Source organism: Hyphomonas pacifica, assembly GCF_000682675.1.
Lineage (GTDB): Bacteria > Pseudomonadota > Alphaproteobacteria > Caulobacterales > Hyphomonadaceae > Hyphomonas > Hyphomonas pacifica.
Map to the genome: position 1 here is coordinate 74,858 of NZ_AWFA01000078.1, position 16,913 is coordinate 91,770.

The window sequence follows — 16,913 nt, forward strand, 5'->3', positions numbered from 1 at the left end:
ACGAAAAGGCCTGATCATGGACAAGGAACAGATAGAAGGCTCTGACGGCTTCGTTTTCGATGCGGTGCGCGTTCCTGCAGAAGGCGCACGCAAGGGCGGGCTGGTTATGATCCAGGAGATCTTCGGCCTGAACTCTTTCATGCTTGCCGCCGCCCGCCGGTTTGCCGCCGAAGGCTTTGAAGTGCTGTTGCCATCCATGTTCGACCGTCAGGAAACGGGCTTTGTCCGCGAAGGTCATGATCAGGCGGCGCTTGTCGCCGGATCGGGGCATGCTCGTGCCAATGGTCTTGAGAATGCAATGACCGATATTGCCGCCTGCATTGATATGCTCGAAGGGCCCGTTTTCATCACCGGTTTCTGCTATGGTGGCTCGATGTCGTATCACGCAGCTTGCCAGCTGGACGGCCTGTCTGCCGCATCCTGCTACTATGGCAGTCTGTTGCCGCAGGCGAAGGATAATGAGCCGAAATGTCCGACCATTGCGCATTTCGGCAAGCATGACCCCCACATCCCCCTGGAGGGGGTTGAGGCCTTCAAGCAGGCCCGCCATGATGTGTTGACCTATATTTATGACGCTGGCCATGGATTCGCCCGTCAGGGCTCTGATGACTATGATGCCAAGGCCGATGAACTGGCTTTTGAGCGTACACTGAAACTTTTTGACGAGGCCCTGATCCGCTGAATGGCGAAGGACGCATCCCCGCAGGAATTGTTCAAGCAGGCGCTTGCCACCACGACCAAGGCGATGAGTGCCGACCGGGACGTGGAAGTTGGCTTTGGCAATGATGCCGGAGACAGTGGCGAGGCGATTGTCCTGCGCCCGCCGCCGCAACAGATCGAGCCGGAAGTGGCCGCGCGGATTCGGGGGGAGGCGGATGCAATTGCCCTGCGCCGCGCCCATCATAATCCTGATGCGCACCGGGTTCACCGCCCGCAGGGGGATTTGCCAAGGAAGGTCTATGATGCGGCCGAGCAGGCGCGGATCGAAAGCCTTGGCATCAATGCCATGCGGGGCACTGCAAACAATCTGGATGCTGTCCTGAACTATCGTTGCCAGTCTGGTGAATTTGCGATGGGTTCGGAGAATGCCGAGGCCGTGCTGGCTCCGGCTCTGGAATTCCTTCTGCGCGAGAAGTTGACCGGGCGAGCGCTGCCAGACAGCGCCAAGCGCGTGGCGGACATCTGGCGCGACAGGGTAGAGGCCGATACGGGCGGCGCGCTGGAAAAGCTGATCGCGCAGCTTCGCGACCAACAAGGCTTCGCCCAAACTGTTCGCGAAATGATCCGGGATCTGACCGCGGGTGAAGTGGACGGTGAAGACGCCGAAACAGAAGACCAGGACGAAGCTGACCAGGAAGACGAAAGCGAACAGAATTCCGAAGGCGACCAGGACATGGAGCCAGAGGAGCAGATGGGTGCATCAACTGAGCAGTTGGATGCGGGTGATACGGAAGAAATGGATGGCGAAGAGGCCAATGTCAGCGTCGATATGGATGTTGATGCCGAGGCCGATGACACGCCGGATGATGAAGAGGGCACCAAGCCGCTTCGTCCGAACTTCCGGGATGGTGATGATCGTGACCGTTTCAACTATTCCGTGTTCACACGGGAGCATGACGAAGTCGCCAATGCGCCGGATTTGTGTGATCCCGAAGAGCTGACCCGCCTGCGCGCCTATCTGGATCATCAGTTGCAAGGGCTGCAGGGTGCAGTTTCCAAACTGGCCAACAAACTGCAACGTCGTCTGATGGCGCAGCAGAATCGGTCCTGGAGCTTTGATCTGGAAGAGGGGGTGCTGGATACAGCCCGTCTGACGCGCGTAATCACGGACCCAACGGCCCCGCTGTCCTTCAAGCAGGAAGATGATTCAGAGTTCCGCGATACGGTGGTTACGCTGTTGCTGGACAATTCCGGCTCCATGCGCGGGCGCCCGATCATGGTGGCTGCTTTGTGTGCGGACATTCTGGCGCGCACGCTGGAGCGGTGCGGCGTCAAGACAGAAATCTTGGGATTTACGACCAAGGCCTGGAAAGGCGGTATGGCTCGTGAAGACTGGGTGGGCGCGAACAAGCCTCCGCAACCGGGACGCCTGAATGACATACGGCATATTGTCTACAAGCAGGCGGATGCGCCGTGGCGCCGGGCGCGGAAGAATCTCGGCCTGATGATGCGAGAAGGTCTGCTCAAGGAGAATATCGACGGAGAGGCTCTGCTCTGGGCGCATGACCGCATGCTCGGCCGGCCGGAGCAGCGCAAAATCCTGATGGTGATCTCCGATGGCGCGCCTGTGGATGATTCCACGTTGAATGTGAATGTCGGCAATTATCTTGAGCGCCACCTTCGGCAGGTGATCGAAGAAATCGAAACCAGAAGCCCGATTGAGCTGATCGCCATTGGTATCGGCCATGATGTGACTCGCTATTACAAGCGCGCCGTGACCATTGTGGACGCGGAACAACTTGGCGGCGCGATGACGGAACAGCTGGCCAGCCTGTTTGACGAGAACGGGCCGGAACCAAAGGCCATGTCCATTCCTCCGCTAACGGATAAGACGGTGCGTGGTGGCAGCGCAGTCTCCGGTACAACCAGTGGCGCGCCTTCCTATGGCCGGGGCAAGAAGGTCGACATCGGCCGCGCCGTAAAGACAACCAGCCTGCAGGAAGTCAAAGGCGCCAAGACGTAAGGCCTTAGCCAATCAGGCTGGTGGAAACGCGCCAGCCTTGCTGAGCGATGAGGCGACCGGGTGGCCGAGCGCCTTTTCCAGCCAGTGAGCTGTCTCGATCAGCTTGCCTAAATCGAGGCCCGTCTCAAAGCCTGCGCGCTCCAGCATGTAGACGACATCCTCGGTCGCCACATTTCCGGTTGCGGCCGGGGCGAAGGGACAGCCGCCGATCCCGCCACAGCTCGCATCAATGACATCCACACCGGCCTCTACCGCGGCGGCGACATTGGCAAGGCCCGCGCCGCGCGTGTCATGGAAATGCATGCGCAGGAACACATCCGGCGCTTCCATGCGGACGCGGTCAATGCGCGCGCGGACGTCCCAAGGGGTTGCCACGCCGATCGTGTCGCCGAGGGCCAGTTCACCGACACCTGCGCGCTGGGCCTGAGCGGCCAGATTTCCCACGACTTTGATGTCGACATCCCCCTCATAGGGGTCGCCAAACGCCACAGAAATTGTCGCCGAAAGGGGAATGCCGGCCTCCAGCACTAGAGGTGCACACTGAGCCAGCATGTCGGCGCTTTCCTGGGGACTCATCCCCTGATTCTTGCGGCCAAAGGTTTCGCCAGCCACCAGCACGAAATTGATTTCGTCCGCTTTTGCATCAATGGCGCGGCGCACACCCTTCTCGTTCAGGGCAAGAGCGATGTGCCGGGTCGGGCGCGAGCGGTCGACCCCTGCGAACACGGCGGCGGAATCGGCCATTTTCGGCACAGCCTTGGGACTGACAAAACTGCCGGACTCCATCCGCCTAACCCCAGCCTCTTCCAGACGAGAGATAAACTCAAGCTTCGTTTCGGTCGTGAGATTGGCGGGGTCATTCTGCAGCCCGTCGCGGGGCCCAACTTCTACAATGTCTATACGTCTGCTCATGCAGCATCATGTGGCCCAGCTTTGTGCTTCCTGCAAGCATGTCTGCTTGACTCTTTTGCCACGGTGCCACACCGGAACAGGCATGACTGATTTTGATCCCCCCCTGTCTGGAAGTGCCCAGGACGAGGTTCTGGAGCTGAGACCCCGCTTCAATGCAGACGGCTTGATCGCTGCCATCGCGCAGGATGTTTCGACGGGTGAAGTGCTGATGCTTGCCTGGATGAATGCCGACGCGTTGACGGCAACGATTGAGACCGGGCGGGCGACTTACTGGTCTCGCTCGCGCGAGGCTCTCTGGGTGAAGGGGGGAACTTCAGGTCACTTTCAGGATGTCGTAGAGCTGCGGATTGACTGCGATCAGGACGCGGTGCTGATGAAGGTTCGTCAGACAGGGGGAGCCTGCCATACGGGCCGGGAATCTTGTTTCTACAGAATTGTAACCGGTGATGGACGAAAGCTCATTCTGCTGCCAGAAATGGATTCGGAAGGCTGACCAACAACCAGAAGGGGGTGAAGATGGGCAGACTCGCGACAGCCATGATGGCGTCCGTGCTGGTCCTCGCTGCAGCATGCGGCAAGACTGAAAGTAAGCCAGCGGATGGCACTGCGGCAGCGGATACTGCGCAGACAAGTGAGACCGATGATGTCAGCGAAGCCGCGTTGCATGTCGACGTGCTGGATTGCGGCAAGATCGAAGTGTCCGATCTCGACGCATTTTCGAGTGCGGGTGATTATGCCGGACAGACCGACACCTTTACCGATACATGTTTTCTGATCCGTCACCCGCAAGGTATCTTGCTATGGGATCTTGGATTGCCGGGCATGCTGGCCACATCAGGTCCGCAAACCTTGCAGATCTTTACGGTCTCTCTCGATAAGACCCTGACCGCCCATCTCAAGGATCTCGGCATGACGTCGGATGACATCGATTATCTGGCCATTTCTCACAGCCATTTCGATCATATCGGCCAGGCGGATCAGGTTCAGAATGCCTTGTGGCTGGTGCACGAAGACGAACTGAACGCCATGTTTCCACCAGATGGCAGCACGGCGCAGGTCGCAACACCTGAACAATTGGCCCTGTTCGCGATGTTCAATCCGTTGGAGCGGAAAGCCTTCCGCGGTGATTATGATGTGTTCGGCGATGGCAGTGTGGTCATCTTCGAAACGCCAGGACATACACCCGGCCATACATCGCTGCAGCTGATGATGCCTGAAGCGGGGCCTGTCCTGCTGGCGGGGGATTTGTATCATCGCTCTGAAAGCCGTGAGCTGAAGCGTGTGCCGCGTTTCAATTATGATGAAGCCATGACGCTGGCCTCTATGGACGCATTTGAAGCCCGCGCAAAAGAACTGGGCGCCACTGTCATCATTCAGCACGAGCCAAGGGATATTGATCCGCTTCAAGGCGTAATCCAATGAGATGGCCGCTTTGGCTGTACGCGGGTTTACTCTCCGCGGCAGCACTGGTGGCGTGCACGAGTGATGGCAACAATTCCTCGGTCCTTGATGAACGGGATTCCAAATGGAAACTGGTCTTCCAGGATGAGTTCTCCGGCCATGGCCGCCCGGACCCGGACAAATGGATTTCTCAGGAATATAATCGCAAGTCCAACAAGGATGGTCCGGATGGATGGTGGCTGCGCGACAATGTCCGACTGACCGGCCATGGCCACTTGGAAATCCTGGCGACCAAGATCGAGAACCGCAATCCTGAACAGGATGATGACCCGTATGATTATGCCAGCGGCATGGTCTCAACCGAGGGCAAGTTCGAGCCGACCTTCGGGCGCTATGAAGCGCGCATGAAACTGCCTCAGGATCCGGGTTGGTGGGTGGCTTTCTGGCTATTCTCTGATCGTGTGCATCACGAAGATGGTTCAGGCGAAGATGGTACAGAGATCGACATCATGGAAGGCTTTGGCTGGACGGATGTCGTCAACCATGCCTTGCACTGGGATGGCTATGGCAAGGCCCACCAGAGCGCGCACCACAAGCAATTCCGTCCCGGCATTCGCTCAGGCTGGCATGTCTATGCGCTGGAATGGAGCGAGACGGAATATGTCTGGTTCATTGACGGACAGGAAGTCTGGCGCAGCGATGCGGGTGGGGTGTCGAAAACACCTGTCTGGATCAAGTTCTCGGGCGAGATCTCGACGCACAAATCCACGGCCCACAAATGGTGGTCAGAGATGCCCGATCCCAAGCGTATGCCGGACCGGTTTCTAGTGGATTGGGTGCGCGTTTATGAGCGCGTCGAGATTCCCAGAACGAAATAGGTGAGGGAAGGCGGCTTAATTCCCACCTTCCACCAATCGCCGAGCGATGACCATGGCCTGAACTTCGCCGGCACCTTCGAAGATGTTCAGGATACGGGCATCCTGCAGGATACGGCTAACCGTATATTCCAGCGCAAAGCCATTGCCGCCATGGATTTGCACGGCATTGTCTGCGGCGGCCCAGGCTACGCGCGCGGCCAGAAGTTTCGCCATGCCGGCCTCCAGGTCACAGCGTTTGCCGCCATCCTTCTGGCGCGCAGAATAATAGGTGAGTTGACGAACGCCAACCAGCTCCGCTGCCATCATGACCAGCTTGTTGGCCACGCGAGGGAATTCGAAGATCGGTTTGCCGAACTGGTTGCGGTCCAGTGCATATTGCAGGCCTGTTTCGAAAGCATTCTGGCCAACGCCGATGGCGCGTGCCGCCGTCTGAATGCGGGCGCTTTCGAAAGTGGCCATCAAATGCTTGAAGCCTTGGCCTTCAACGCCGCCCAGCAGGTTTTCTGCTTTCACCTTGAAATCGTCAAAGCCGATTTCGTATTCCTTCATGCCGCGATAGCCGAGTACTTCGATCTCGCCGCCGGTCATACCTTCGGCCGGGAAGGGGTTGGCATCATCGCCGCGCGGCTTCTCGGCCAGCAGCATGGACAGGCCTGAGAAATTGTTCGTTGCCGGATCAGTCCGCGCAAGCAGGGTCATCAGGTCCGCGCGAACGGGGTGTGTGATCCAGGTCTTGTTGCCGGTGATACTGTAATATTCGCCGTCTTCGGTCTTCACGGCGCGGGTGCGCAAAGAGCCAAGATCAGAGCCCGTATTCGGCTCGGTAAACACTGCCGTCGGCAGAATTTCGCCGCTGGCAATTTTCGGTAGCCACTTTTCCTTCTGGTCATCTGTGCCGCCAATCAGGATCAGTTCGGCCGCAATCTCGGACCGCGTGCCGAGAGAGCCTGTCCCGATATAGCCGCGCGACAGTTCTTCAGAGACAACGCACATGGCCGTCTTGCCCATGCCGAAGCCGCCAAACTCTTCCGGAATGGTCAGGCCGAAAACGCCTAGCTCTGCCATCTCGTCGACCACATCCATCGGGATGTACTCATTCTTGAGGTGCCATTCATGGGCATGCGGCTTGATCTTGTCGCTGGCATATTTTGCAAACTGCTCGCGCACCATGGTCATGGTTTCGTCGAGACCGGTATTCTCGACCGTGTTACGGCTGAGGGCATCGGGCAGCAGCTTGGCCGCAGCGGCGAGCGAGCCTGCGGTCTTGCCTTTGAGGATCAGTTCCCGGACGGCAGGATCAGCAAATAAGGTATCTGCTTCTTCCAGCGTGCCCAGTTCGTGTGGGCGAATGGTCTCGCCTTGGTTCATAGGAATGCCGCCCACCAGTTGCGCACAATAATCCCCGAACAGGATCTGCGTCAGCAGGGCTTCAACATCGGTAAAATGGCCGTCTGCATCCAGACGGCCTGCCCAGTCAGCCACCTGCTTGAGAGTTTCGGCATAGGTGACGACCCAAGACAGACCGTGGGCCATGTGCTGTTCGGCTTCCAGGGCGCGGCGATCCGTGCGGCCGTCTTCCTTTACGAGGACAGCGCGGCATTTGCTGCGCGCGGCATCTGCATAGGCGTCAATCGCGGTGCAGGCCTTGCCGATCAGGGCTACAAGGTCCGGAATGATGACCGGTTTCTGGGTCGGGTCCGCCGCAACTGCATCCATGCTGTATTCCTCCGCTATGCAATATTTTTCATAGATATAGGGCACTGCCTCGTACAAGTCATGCGGCTTTTGTGCGCTGCAACAAATCGTCTCGTCTGAGGCTGCGACGGATGTGGGTGTGTTTGCATTGCGTTAACCAAAATTTCGGGTGATGGCGCCTAAATGCGGGCACATCGCGGAATGCCTTAATGGAGCGGCGCTTCTTATGAACCCTTATCAACGTTTTCACAGCCTCCCCAATCTGATTGCGGCGGTTGCTATTCTGGGCGCAGTTGTTGCATTTGGTCCTATGCTTCGCGCGCTGGCGGCTGAGGTCATGGCGGGCAGTGGGAAAGTAGGCATGTGGGCCCTGCTGGCCGGGCTCTGCGCGATTCTGGTGATCCTGTGGGGCGTCATGGCGGAGATTGTTCTGCCAGCCATTCTGAAGCTGGGCGGACTGCGCCGTCTGGTGCTGGGCAGCGCCTATGTTGAGGGCAGCTGGATCCAGGCCGAGCGCGGCGGACCCAACGGGCCGCGCATCGCGATTGTCTCGCTGAAGCCCTCCCGCAACGGCCTGCTCCTGTCCTCCACCAGTTTGACCCGTAGCGGAGAAGCCGAAAGCGGTATCCAGACGGAGTTCTATCAGCTGAGCTGGCCTCATCTTGAGTTCAAATTCCGCGAAACCCTGCCGGCTGATTCCGGTAAACAGGCCGAAGGCATTGGCGAAATCCAGTTTGATCTGACCGGCGGCGCGCCCAAGCGGTATTCCGGCTGTCTGCAGACCCTCGGCGCCGACAAGCGCGTGAAGACCGAAGGTATCAAGCTGACCAGCTGGCGTGAGCGCCGTCACTTACGGTCCCTCGAAGGACGCCGCGACGTCCTCGCGAAATATTGGGCTGCTTTCTATGAAGGACCGATTGTCACGGTTGCGCGCAGTGAAGAAGGCCCGCGCTTTGGCAAATCCGCGGCAGGACGCGAGCGGGAAGAGGGTGGCATTGTTCCGCGCCGCCGCGCAACGGATTGGCGCAAGTCCGACACAACCCCCACTGCAGACCGCATTCGTGACGAGATTGCCTCTACCTCCACCGACTAATCGAGGCGGCGATAACGCTTGCTCTGTGCGCTCACCATGGCACGGCCCAGCGGCTCGGGCAGGATGCGCGTCAGCGAGGCAATCGTCTTGTTGACCATGCCGGGCACGACAACGGACTGGCCGCGATTGACCGCGTCGATCCCGGCTTTCACAACCGGTCCGGCCTCCATCCACATGCGCTTGCTCATCTTGTTCATGCTGTCGCGTGTGCCGTTGACATCGTGGAATTCGCTATAGGTGAAGCCGGGGCAGAGGGCTGTGCAGTAAATGTCAGCATGGCCCAGCGCTTCGCATTCGGCATTCAGGCTTTCGGAGAATTTGATCATCCCGGATTTTACGCTGGCATACAGCGTATGGCCTGCGCTGCCAGCGGCATAGCCCGCTAGGGAGGCGACATTTATGATGCGCCCATAGCCGCGCTCCGCCATACCCGGCAGCACCTTGTGCGCCAGTTCGATTGGCGCCGTGTAGAGCACGCGAATAAAGTCCGCCTGTGATTTCCAACTGGTATTGAAGAAGGTGCCCGGCAGACCATACCCGGCATTATTGACCAGCGCGTCCACATGACGGCCCTGTTCGGACAGCGTGGTGATAATCTTGTCGGCGGAATTGGCGCGGGCCAGATCCTGCGCAATGCAGATCACCTTGTTGCCGTGCTTATTCTGCAGTTCATCCGCCAGCTCTGTCAGCCTGTCTTCCCGCCGGGCGGTTAGCGCCAGATCCCAACCAAGGGCTGCATACTGGAGGGCAAACTCAGCGCCGATCCCGGCGGAGGCACCCGTAATAAGGCATAGTCTGCGGTCCATGGCCGGGCTCCCTTGTGTTGAATGTCACAGCCTGAGACTAGCCGGGCAGGGCGGCCAGACAAGGCAGGCTACAGGCGTCGCACCAGATATCCGGCGCGTGGGAAGTGAACGTGCACGGTTTCGGCTTCTTCCGATGTGCGTTGCAGGATAATGCGCTGGGAGTCGGCATGTACCAGTTCGCCCTCTACCCAGACCTGGCCATAATCATCCGGCGCAACAGCCACGTCTTCACCAGGGCTCAGGCCTTGCGGTTCACTGCGCGTGGTGGCCGCAACCAGGCGCGGCGCAGCAAACAGCGCAATGTCTAGCGCTTGGCGGGAGGTGATGGTCTCAGGCTCCTGGCCCTCGAATTCCTTCAGTCGCTCATACCAGGCCTTGGTCAGGTCGGCGCGTTCAAAGCATTGTTCCAGAAAGTCCGGCACATTCTGCTCCATGAACCAGACATTCATATAGGCATGGATGTCGACCAGACCCGGTTTCATGCCGATCAGATAGAGGCCGGCGCCGGCGCCCTGACCGCCCTGCAGCCGCTCTTCCAGCAGCATTAGTCGTGCGCGCCATTGATCCCGCATCATCGGCGCCACTGCTTTCATGGCATCGGTATTGAAGGGACGCCCGGACAGTTCTTCGCGGTCTTTCTTGAAGGCGTCAGGCACCTGATCGCCTTTCTCACCGAAGATGACAGCAACCGAACTCTGGAACCAGCGGCCATCCGTCCAGCCGGCCACCATCTGGGCCAGACCCTCATGACCGGGCAGTTTCAGGGCGGGCATCGGAAAGCGGGCTTCCAGTTCGCGCAGGATGATGGCCGTGTCACAATAGATATCTGCGCCAATCTGCATTACCGGGGTGCGGCGGTATCCGCCTGTCATCGGCATCAAATCCGGCCGGGGCATGATGACCGGAATCTCGACCCGGCTATAGGCGAGATTCTTCAGGCGTAGCGCCAGACGTATTTTCTCTGCACAAGGGGATGTCGGATATTCATGCAGGATAATACTGCGCGCATCAGCCATAAATTCGCTCCCAGCTTGTCTATAGACTACTCTTGCCGGGCTTTTGTGTTGCAGGGAAGTCTCAAAAACTGGCGCGGGCCCGCAAGAAACGGGTGGCCGCTGCCGTCCTCAAGCGGCAAATAAGGGCCTATGACAGAGACGACTGCCCCTATTGATGAACGCGCTGCGGCCTATGAGAGAATGGCCAGGGCCTTGAAATATCTGGGAGATACTTGGCGGGACTGGCCGGATCTTGCCTCCGTCGCACAACAGATGAATTTGTCGCCCAGCCATTTTCAGCGCGAATTCACCCGGTGGGCAGGCGTCAGCCCGAAGCAGTTCCAGGCAGCTCTGGCGCATGCCGCCGCAGGCGACCTGCTGCGTAACGGCGTGAGCGTGCTGGAAGCCTCGCTTGAGGCGGGCCTGTCCGGGCCAGGCCGGCTGCATGATTTGTTCATTGCCCATGAAGGGCTGACTCCCGGAGAGGCCAAGGCGGGCGGACGCGGCGCAGACCTGCTGATCGGGCGGGCACCTACGCCGTTCGGGGAAGGCGCGTGGCTGGTCTCGCCGCGCGGTCTGGTCGCGCTGGGCTTCATTGATGAGGATGCCCCCGCCCGAACAGGATTTGAACATCAGGGGCGGGGAGAGGCTGACGCCTTTGCTGATCTTGCCCGTCGCTATCCGCAGGCCGACATCCGCCGCGATGATGCGGCCGCGCTGAAGATGGCGCGGCAAGTGTTCGAGCAGGGAGAGCCCCTGCCGGTAGCGCTTTATGGCACGCCCTTCCGGCGCCAGATCTGGCGGGCCCTGCTGGAGATTCCGGCTGGCAGAACTGCCACCTATGGAGCGCTCGCAAAGGCCAGCGGCAATCCGAAAGCTGCCCGCGCAGTGGGCGCAGCCGTGGGCGCAAACCCGATCAGTTGGTTCATTCCCTGTCACCGCGCCCTTGCAGCGGACGGTCGGCTCCATAATTATCATTGGGGAGTGGATCGCAAACGCGCCATGCTCACTTTTGAACGCGCCCATGCGGCCTGATCAGGCTGATGGGCAGACGGCTTTTGCCGCAGGAACCGGGCCCGGCCTTATCTATGATTATCTTTTTCGCTGCTCTGGCTGGATTGGTCGCCTGGGGTCTTCACCTCGGCTGGCGGTGGAAGCAGACGCGCGACTTTGCGCCGGAAGTTCTGGCCACAAAGCAGGCGGAAGGCGAGCTGCCCGCCGATGTTTCGGTGGCGGATTTCACAGACCTCTATGTCCGCAGCGAAGGCCCGCGCGCCGCGACCTATTTCTTTGTCTGCGGGGCGTTCATGCTGGTGTTCCTGGCCCCCTTCGTGTCGCTATTCAATGAATTATGGCGCCTGATCTGGCGCCTGAGCGGCCAGAACCCTGTCTTCGAGACCGGTACGCTTATCCATTCCTTTTCCATTTTCCTGGCATTCATGCTGGTAGCAATCGCCCTGCTGGCCGCCGCCATGCACCGCTATTACGCCGTGATGCCACCCACACTTAAACAGGTCATCCGCGACCTGAATGGAGGTCACTCATGACGATTCAGTATTTGCACACCATGGTTCGCGTTGCAGACATTGATGCGTCCCTGAAATTCTATTGCGACGGGCTGGGCCTGAAAGAGGTTTCGCGCGTCGACAGCGAGGCCGGGCGCTTCACGCTGGTTTTCCTGGCAACACCGAAGGATGTCGAGCGCATGGGCGGCATGCCGGATGGCGTTAGTCCCACGCAGACCGATATCCCAATGGTGGAACTGACCTATAACTGGGACCCGGAAGACTATGCTGGCGGCCGTAATTTCGGGCACCTGGCCTACTTGGTCGACGATATTTATGGCGCTGTTGAGCACCTGCAATCGCTGGGCGTGACCATCAACCGGCCGCCGCGTGATGGCCGCATGGCGTTCGTCCGCTCTCCGGACGGGATCTCAGTCGAGCTGTTGCAGAAGGGCGATGCCCTGGCGCCGAAAGAGCCATGGGCCAGCGCGGAAAACATCGGCACCTGGTAAGGCAAAAACAGCTCCTAAAAGTGCTCCTAAACAGTCCCAAAAGGGGCCCAAAAGAACCCCGAAAACGGGCAAAACAGACTCATTATGGCCCCATGAAAAAGCCCCGCCTGGAAGATACCGGGCGGGGCCTTTTCTATGGGGCGGATCAGTCCCTAGTCTTCCTTGGGATGGCGCTCTTCTTCCCGATAGTCATGTACCGGGTGTCCGCCATCCGGATCGCCATTATTCTTGTGCATCGCATAGATGACGCCTGACAGAGCGAGCAGGGCGATCAGGTTCGGGAAGGCCATGGAGGCGTTCGCGATATCCCCGAGCAGCCAGAGCGCGTCTGTGTTGGTGACAATCGTTCCGGCGAACACGACCAGAACCCAGATGTATCGGAAGGGGTGGGTTGCCCATTCGCCAACCAGATAGGTGAGGGCCTGTTCGGCGTAATACGACCAGCCGATGATCGTGGTAAAGGCGAAGAAGAACAGGGCGATGGTAACGATCCACTCCCCGCCCGGCAGGGCCGTGCCATAGGCGCGCGCCGTAATGCCGGAGGATTCCGCATCCGTCTCATAGACATAGCGCACTTCGTTGAGGACATTGCCGTCCGCCGCAGCGGCCAACGCCTTCTGGAAGTAGGCTTCTTCCTCTTCAGCTGTCGTGCCTGACGGCAGATCTTTCGTTAGGTCCAGACCTGCTGCGCGGCATGCCTGGAGGAAACCTTGGGCGTCTCCACCCTTGTCGGCCAGTATGGCCTCGCGACCTTCCGTGTAGGCAGATGGGAACAGCTCTTCCACATTTGCGCCTTCAGGCAGGGTAGCATGGCCTTCGACGATACACTGGTTCGCAGCGATGAGAGCCGGGTTGCGTTTGAAGTCTCCTGAAACCGTCAGAATGACCAGCGCCGTCATGGTGCAGATCACGATCGTGTCGATAAAGACACCGATCATGGCGATCTCGCCCTGCTGAACAGGATTTTTGGTTTGCGCGGCAGCGTGGGCAATCGGCGCAGAGCCCTGCCCAGCTTCGTTAGAAAAAAGGCCGCGCGCTATACCAAAGCGAACGGCCTGCATCATCCCGTATCCTGCGGCGCCCCCGACGACTTCCTGAAGTCCGAACGCCGACTTGAAAATGACCGCAAAGGCATGCGGGATTTCGGAGGCGTTGAGGATCAGCACAATCAGGGCGCAGATCACATAGGCCGCCGCCATGAGCGGCACAATCTTGCCGGCAACCGAGCCGATCGACTTGATGCCCCCGATGATGACGGCAAAGACCAAGCCTGCAATTACAATACCGAACAGCCAGGCTGGCAGCGATAGGCCGAATGTTCCGCGGGCCGTTTCAACAGCCGTTTGAGTGATGGAGTTGGCCTGGATCATGGAGCCGGTCGCCATGGCGGAAAACAGCGTACCGAGACAGAATATGACAGCCAGCCAGCCCCATTTCTTCCCGAGACCGTTTTTGATGTAATACATCGGACCGCCATTGATGCGGCCATATTCATCGGTTTCGCGATACTTGATGGCCAGTGAGCTTTCCGAGAAGGCGAGCGCCATGCCGAAAAGCGCGGTCACCCACATCCAGAAAATGGCTCCCGGTCCCCCCATGGCGATGGCGGTGGCCACACCGGCGAGATTCCCCGTGCCGACCTGACCGGACAGCGCAGTGGACAAGGCCTGCCAGGGTGTGATGGCCCCGTCTTCGCCTTGCGCCTTACGGCCTTGCCACACTTCAACGAGTGCCGGAATGAACCGGCGAACGGGTCGGCCGCCAAGGCGGATCATCAAAAGAAGGCCGGTTCCGAGCAGCAGGATGGCCAGCGGGCCCATCTCTCCCGGGATGACAACTGTGTCCCCCCATTTGCCACCCCAGATAAATCCGGCGATGTTCTGAATTAATGTAACGATAGTTTCCATGGGCCTCCCCGGCTCCTTTGATTGCTTGGCGCGACACTAGCCAGCTTTGGGCACATGTGAAGCGTTTGTCTCAGACGAAAGGGCAGGATGAACTGCGTTTGCAGGCGATCGGCATGAAGGTTCTGGATGAATGACGGGTTTTCAGGCATAAGCGCCCAAATGAGTTCAGCAGACACCCCCAAGACCGCCAAAAGCGTCTTCATCAAGACGTATGGCTGCCAGATGAACGTGTATGATTCCGAGCGCATGCGGGATGTATTGCGTCCGCTTGGCTATGCGCCGGTGGATAGTCCGGAGACCGCTGACCTGGTTGTGTTGAACACCTGCCATATTCGCGAAAAGGCGACTGAAAAGGTCTATTCCGAGCTTGGCCAGCTGAAGCGCATGAAAGAAGAATCCGGTGGCAAGATGACGATTGCCGTGGCCGGGTGCGTTGCGCAGGCCGAAGGCGAGGAAATCATGCGACGCCAGCCCGCGGTGGATCTGGTGTTGGGCCCGCAGGCCTATCACAAACTGCCGGAAATGATCGCCCGTGCCAGCCGCGCCGTCGGTGACCGGTTGGAAACGGAATTCGACACGCTGGAAAAATTCGACGCCCTGCCGAAAACACGCGAGGCTGACGGGCCGACCGCATTCCTGTCTGTTCAGGAAGGTTGTGACAAGTTCTGTACGTTCTGTGTCGTGCCCTATACGCGTGGTGCCGAACTGTCGCGCCCGGTGGATGACATCACCCTGGAAGCGCGTGCGCTGGCCGCACAGGGCGTACGGGAAATTTCGCTGCTGGGCCAGAACGTCAACGCCTTCCATGGCGCATCACCTGCACTAACCAATGAGTCTGACTGGACGCTGGGTCAGCTGGTGCGCCATCTGGCAAAGATTGGCGGCATTGAGCGCATTCGCTACACGACCAGCCATCCGCGTGACATGGATAATGATTTGATCGCCGCGCATGGCGACACGCCGCAAATGCAACCCTTCCTGCACTTGCCCGTTCAGTCGGGATCTGACCGTATCCTGAAGGCCATGAATCGTGGCCATACGGCAGATGAGTACAGGGAGATCATCCGCAAGGTGCGCGAGTCCCAGCCGGACATTGCCATGGCGTCTGACTTCATTGTGGGCTTCCCCGGTGAAAGCGACGAGGATTTCGAAGCGACGATGCAGCTGGTGCGCGATGTGAATTACGCCATTGCCTATTCCTTCAAATATTCTCCGCGTCCAGGCACGCCGGCGGCGGAAATGTTCGGTCAGGTGCCGGAAGAGGTGAAGGATGCCCGCCTGCAGGCCCTGCAGAAACTACTCCGGGAACAGCAGATTGCCTTCAATGAATCCAAGATTGGCCATACCGTGGCCGTGCTGGTGACGGGCCGTGGACGCCTTGAAGGCCAGGCGCATGGCCGCTCTCCGTGGATGCAAGCCGTTCACTTTAATGGCCCAGCCGAGCTGACCGGCGAAATCGTTGATGTGAAGATCACAGGCGCGAGCCTGAACTCCCTGAGTGGAGAATTGGTGCGCGCCCGCGAGGTTGCCCTGTGAGCGTTAAGCGCCGTTCCTCTGCCTCTCCCGAGGCACCGATCAGCCGCATCTATGAAGTCCGCAATGCTGAAACGCTGCGCGATCTTTGCGGTCCCCATCACCGCCACCTGCAATTGCTGGAAACGCGGCTGAAGGAGTTTGGCCTGCGGGCGGAAAGCCAGGGCGGCGGCGTTCTGCTGGTCGGCATGGCGGAAGGCGTGTCGATTGCCGAGGCCGTACTTGCAGAGCTGGAGCGCCGTCTGCGCACGGGTATGGACATTACCGATATGGATGTCGATGGCGCGCTGGAGGCGGCGCAGACTCCTGCGCAGAGTTTCGGAACCTTCCGGGGGCTGAAAAAGCCCGTGACGCCGCAAACGCGGGGCCAGTCCCGCTATATTGATCTTCTGGCGCATCCTGACAATGCAATGATCTTTGGTGTCGGCCCGGCCGGCACCGGCAAGACCTTTCTGGCCGTTGCGGCGGGCGTTTCGGAATTGCTGACCGGCGCACGCCAGCGCCTGATCGTGACACGGCCTGCGGTTGAGGCGGGTGAGAAGCTGGGCTTCCTTCCAGGCACGCTGGAGGAGAAGGTCGACCCGTATATGCTGCCGATCTGGGACTCGCTGCGCGAGCTGATGGGGCAGGAGCAAATGGAACGGCGAATGGCGCGCGGCGAGATTGAAGTCGCACCGCTGGCCTTCATGCGCGGGCGTACACTGAAAAATGCCTTCGTCATCGTGGACGAAGCGCAGAACACAACCATTCCGCAGATGAAAATGGTGCTGACGCGCCTTGGCCGCGATAGCCGCATGGTGATCACGGGTGACCCCGGACAGGTAGATTTGCCGGGACATCAGCCCTCCGGCATGAAACATGCGCTCCAGATTCTGGCCGATATCGAAGGCGTGAATGTACATACGCTGACGGCGGCGGATGTTGTTCGTCATGGGCTGGTGAGCCGGATCATCGACGCCTATGCGGCGGCGGGCGAGGGCTAAACGCGCTGCG

16 protein-coding genes are annotated in these 16,913 nt (G+C 59.4%); 11 read left to right on the top strand and 5 right to left on the bottom strand.

What is annotated here, in order from left to right; all coding sequences use genetic code 11:
- The first annotated feature begins 16 nt into the window (after nucleotides 1-16).
- Both HY2_RS15765 and cobT read left to right on the top strand, forming a co-directional pair.
- The gene (locus HY2_RS15765) at nucleotides 17-682 is read left to right on the top strand and encodes a dienelactone hydrolase family protein (protein ID WP_034829306.1); all 666 of its coding nucleotides are present in this window, start codon (nucleotides 17-19) and stop codon (nucleotides 680-682) included.
- Nucleotides 683-2,683 carry a cobaltochelatase subunit CobT gene (gene cobT, locus HY2_RS15770; RefSeq protein WP_034829309.1) on the top strand — a complete coding sequence of 667 codons (2,001 nt, stop codon included), beginning with the start codon at nucleotides 683-685 and terminating at the stop codon, nucleotides 2,681-2,683. It begins immediately after the preceding gene.
- 12 nt (nucleotides 2,684-2,695) lie between these two features.
- Here the strand turns inward: cobT and HY2_RS15775 are convergent, their stop codons facing one another.
- Nucleotides 2,696-3,595 carry a hydroxymethylglutaryl-CoA lyase gene (locus HY2_RS15775; protein ID WP_034829312.1) on the bottom strand — a complete coding sequence of 300 codons (900 nt, stop codon included), beginning with the start codon at nucleotides 3,593-3,595 and terminating at the stop codon, nucleotides 2,696-2,698.
- An 82-nt stretch (nucleotides 3,596-3,677) separates the two neighbouring features.
- On the opposite strand from HY2_RS15775, the gene hisI reads away from it, so the two are divergent.
- From hisI to HY2_RS15790, 3 genes are read left to right on the top strand one after another with little or no spacing between them, the layout of a single operon-like run.
- On the top strand, nucleotides 3,678-4,088 hold the full coding sequence (hisI, locus tag HY2_RS15780) for a phosphoribosyl-AMP cyclohydrolase (protein WP_081815099.1): 411 nt from the start codon (nucleotides 3,678-3,680) through the stop codon (nucleotides 4,086-4,088).
- A gap of 23 nt (nucleotides 4,089-4,111) precedes the next feature.
- Nucleotides 4,112-5,017: an N-acyl homoserine lactonase family protein gene (locus tag HY2_RS15785; RefSeq protein WP_034829316.1), complete on the top strand. Its 906-nt coding sequence runs from the start codon at nucleotides 4,112-4,114 to the stop codon at nucleotides 5,015-5,017.
- Nucleotides 5,014-5,874, top strand: coding sequence for a glycoside hydrolase family 16 protein (locus tag HY2_RS15790; protein WP_034829318.1), 861 nt, complete (start codon nucleotides 5,014-5,016; stop codon nucleotides 5,872-5,874). Before HY2_RS15785 ends, HY2_RS15790 begins: the two co-directional genes overlap by 4 nt.
- A 15-nt stretch (nucleotides 5,875-5,889) precedes the next feature.
- On the opposite strand, the gene HY2_RS15795 is transcribed toward HY2_RS15790, so the two are convergent.
- Entirely contained in the window at nucleotides 5,890-7,590 is a 1,701-nt protein-coding gene (locus HY2_RS15795; RefSeq protein WP_034829389.1) for an acyl-CoA dehydrogenase family protein, read from the bottom strand.
- A 205-nt stretch (nucleotides 7,591-7,795) separates the two neighbouring features.
- On the opposite strand from HY2_RS15795, the gene HY2_RS15800 reads away from it, so the two are divergent.
- Complete coding sequence (locus HY2_RS15800; protein WP_034829321.1) at nucleotides 7,796-8,662, top strand: hypothetical protein; 867 nt, start codon at nucleotides 7,796-7,798, stop codon at nucleotides 8,660-8,662.
- Here the strand turns inward: HY2_RS15800 and HY2_RS15805 are convergent.
- Both HY2_RS15805 and HY2_RS15810 read right to left on the bottom strand, forming a co-directional pair.
- Nucleotides 8,659-9,468, bottom strand: a complete 810-nt coding sequence (locus HY2_RS15805) for an SDR family NAD(P)-dependent oxidoreductase (protein WP_034829322.1) — start codon at nucleotides 9,466-9,468, stop codon at nucleotides 8,659-8,661. The two genes, HY2_RS15800 and HY2_RS15805, sit on opposite strands and share 4 nt — an antisense overlap.
- A 68-nt stretch (nucleotides 9,469-9,536) precedes the next feature.
- A complete protein-coding gene (locus HY2_RS15810; protein ID WP_034829325.1) occupies nucleotides 9,537-10,484 on the bottom strand; it encodes a glutathione S-transferase family protein in 948 nt (315 codons plus the stop codon).
- A 129-nt stretch (nucleotides 10,485-10,613) separates the two neighbouring features.
- On the opposite strand from HY2_RS15810, the gene HY2_RS15815 reads away from it, so the two are divergent.
- The 3 genes from HY2_RS15815 to HY2_RS15825 are packed head-to-tail and all read left to right on the top strand — an operon-like array spanning nucleotide 10,614 to nucleotide 12,480.
- The gene (locus HY2_RS15815) at nucleotides 10,614-11,498 is read left to right on the top strand and encodes a bifunctional helix-turn-helix domain-containing protein/methylated-DNA--[protein]-cysteine S-methyltransferase (protein ID WP_034829328.1); all 885 of its coding nucleotides are present in this window, start codon (nucleotides 10,614-10,616) and stop codon (nucleotides 11,496-11,498) included.
- A gap of 53 nt (nucleotides 11,499-11,551) precedes the next feature.
- Nucleotides 11,552-12,010, top strand: coding sequence for a hypothetical protein (locus HY2_RS15820; protein ID WP_034829331.1), 459 nt, complete (start codon nucleotides 11,552-11,554; stop codon nucleotides 12,008-12,010).
- Nucleotides 12,007-12,480 (top strand): VOC family protein, encoded by a 474-nt coding sequence (locus HY2_RS15825; protein WP_034829334.1) that lies wholly within the window; start codon nucleotides 12,007-12,009, stop codon nucleotides 12,478-12,480. Before HY2_RS15820 ends, HY2_RS15825 begins: the two co-directional genes overlap by 4 nt.
- 152 nt (nucleotides 12,481-12,632) lie before the next feature.
- Here HY2_RS15825 and HY2_RS15830 read toward each other — a convergent pair whose 3' ends face one another.
- The gene (locus HY2_RS15830) at nucleotides 12,633-14,387 is read right to left on the bottom strand and encodes an alanine/glycine:cation symporter family protein (protein WP_051595117.1); all 1,755 of its coding nucleotides are present in this window, start codon (nucleotides 14,385-14,387) and stop codon (nucleotides 12,633-12,635) included.
- Nucleotides 14,388-14,546: 159 nt separating this feature from the next.
- Here HY2_RS15830 and miaB point away from each other — a divergent pair, with 159 nt between their 5' ends.
- Together miaB and HY2_RS15840 are read left to right on the top strand one after the other, a co-directional pair.
- Nucleotides 14,547-15,923, top strand: coding sequence for a tRNA (N6-isopentenyl adenosine(37)-C2)-methylthiotransferase MiaB (gene miaB / locus HY2_RS15835; protein WP_034829336.1), 1,377 nt, complete (start codon nucleotides 14,547-14,549; stop codon nucleotides 15,921-15,923).
- Nucleotides 15,924-15,961: 38 nt separating this feature from the next.
- On the top strand, nucleotides 15,962-16,903 hold the full coding sequence (locus tag HY2_RS15840; RefSeq protein ID WP_051595121.1) for a PhoH family protein: 942 nt from the start codon (nucleotides 15,962-15,964) through the stop codon (nucleotides 16,901-16,903).
- The last annotated feature ends 10 nt before the right edge of the window (nucleotides 16,904-16,913 follow it).

Excerpts from the sequence above, each read along its gene's own strand:
- HY2_RS15765 (WP_034829306.1), top strand. The coding sequence starts at position 17 with ATGGACAAGGAACAGATAGAAGGCTCTGACGGCTTCGTTTTCGATGCG.
- cobT (WP_034829309.1), top strand. The coding sequence starts at position 683 with ATGGCGAAGGACGCATCCCCGCAGGAATTGTTCAAGCAGGCGCTTGCC.
- HY2_RS15775 (WP_034829312.1), bottom strand. The coding sequence starts at position 3,595 with ATGAGCAGACGTATAGACATTGTAGAAGTTGGGCCCCGCGACGGGCTG.
- hisI (WP_081815099.1), top strand. The coding sequence starts at position 3,678 with ATGACTGATTTTGATCCCCCCCTGTCTGGAAGTGCCCAGGACGAGGTT.
- HY2_RS15785 (WP_034829316.1), top strand. The coding sequence starts at position 4,112 with ATGGGCAGACTCGCGACAGCCATGATGGCGTCCGTGCTGGTCCTCGCT.
- HY2_RS15790 (WP_034829318.1), top strand. The coding sequence starts at position 5,014 with ATGAGATGGCCGCTTTGGCTGTACGCGGGTTTACTCTCCGCGGCAGCA.
- HY2_RS15795 (WP_034829389.1), bottom strand. The coding sequence starts at position 7,590 with ATGGATGCAGTTGCGGCGGACCCGACCCAGAAACCGGTCATCATTCCG.
- HY2_RS15800 (WP_034829321.1), top strand. The coding sequence starts at position 7,796 with ATGAACCCTTATCAACGTTTTCACAGCCTCCCCAATCTGATTGCGGCG.
- HY2_RS15805 (WP_034829322.1), bottom strand. The coding sequence starts at position 9,468 with ATGGACCGCAGACTATGCCTTATTACGGGTGCCTCCGCCGGGATCGGC.
- HY2_RS15810 (WP_034829325.1), bottom strand. The coding sequence starts at position 10,484 with ATGGCTGATGCGCGCAGTATTATCCTGCATGAATATCCGACATCCCCT.
- HY2_RS15815 (WP_034829328.1), top strand. The coding sequence starts at position 10,614 with ATGACAGAGACGACTGCCCCTATTGATGAACGCGCTGCGGCCTATGAG.
- HY2_RS15820 (WP_034829331.1), top strand. The coding sequence starts at position 11,552 with ATGATTATCTTTTTCGCTGCTCTGGCTGGATTGGTCGCCTGGGGTCTT.
- HY2_RS15825 (WP_034829334.1), top strand. The coding sequence starts at position 12,007 with ATGACGATTCAGTATTTGCACACCATGGTTCGCGTTGCAGACATTGAT.
- HY2_RS15830 (WP_051595117.1), bottom strand. The coding sequence starts at position 14,387 with ATGGAAACTATCGTTACATTAATTCAGAACATCGCCGGATTTATCTGG.
- miaB (WP_034829336.1), top strand. The coding sequence starts at position 14,547 with ATGAGTTCAGCAGACACCCCCAAGACCGCCAAAAGCGTCTTCATCAAG.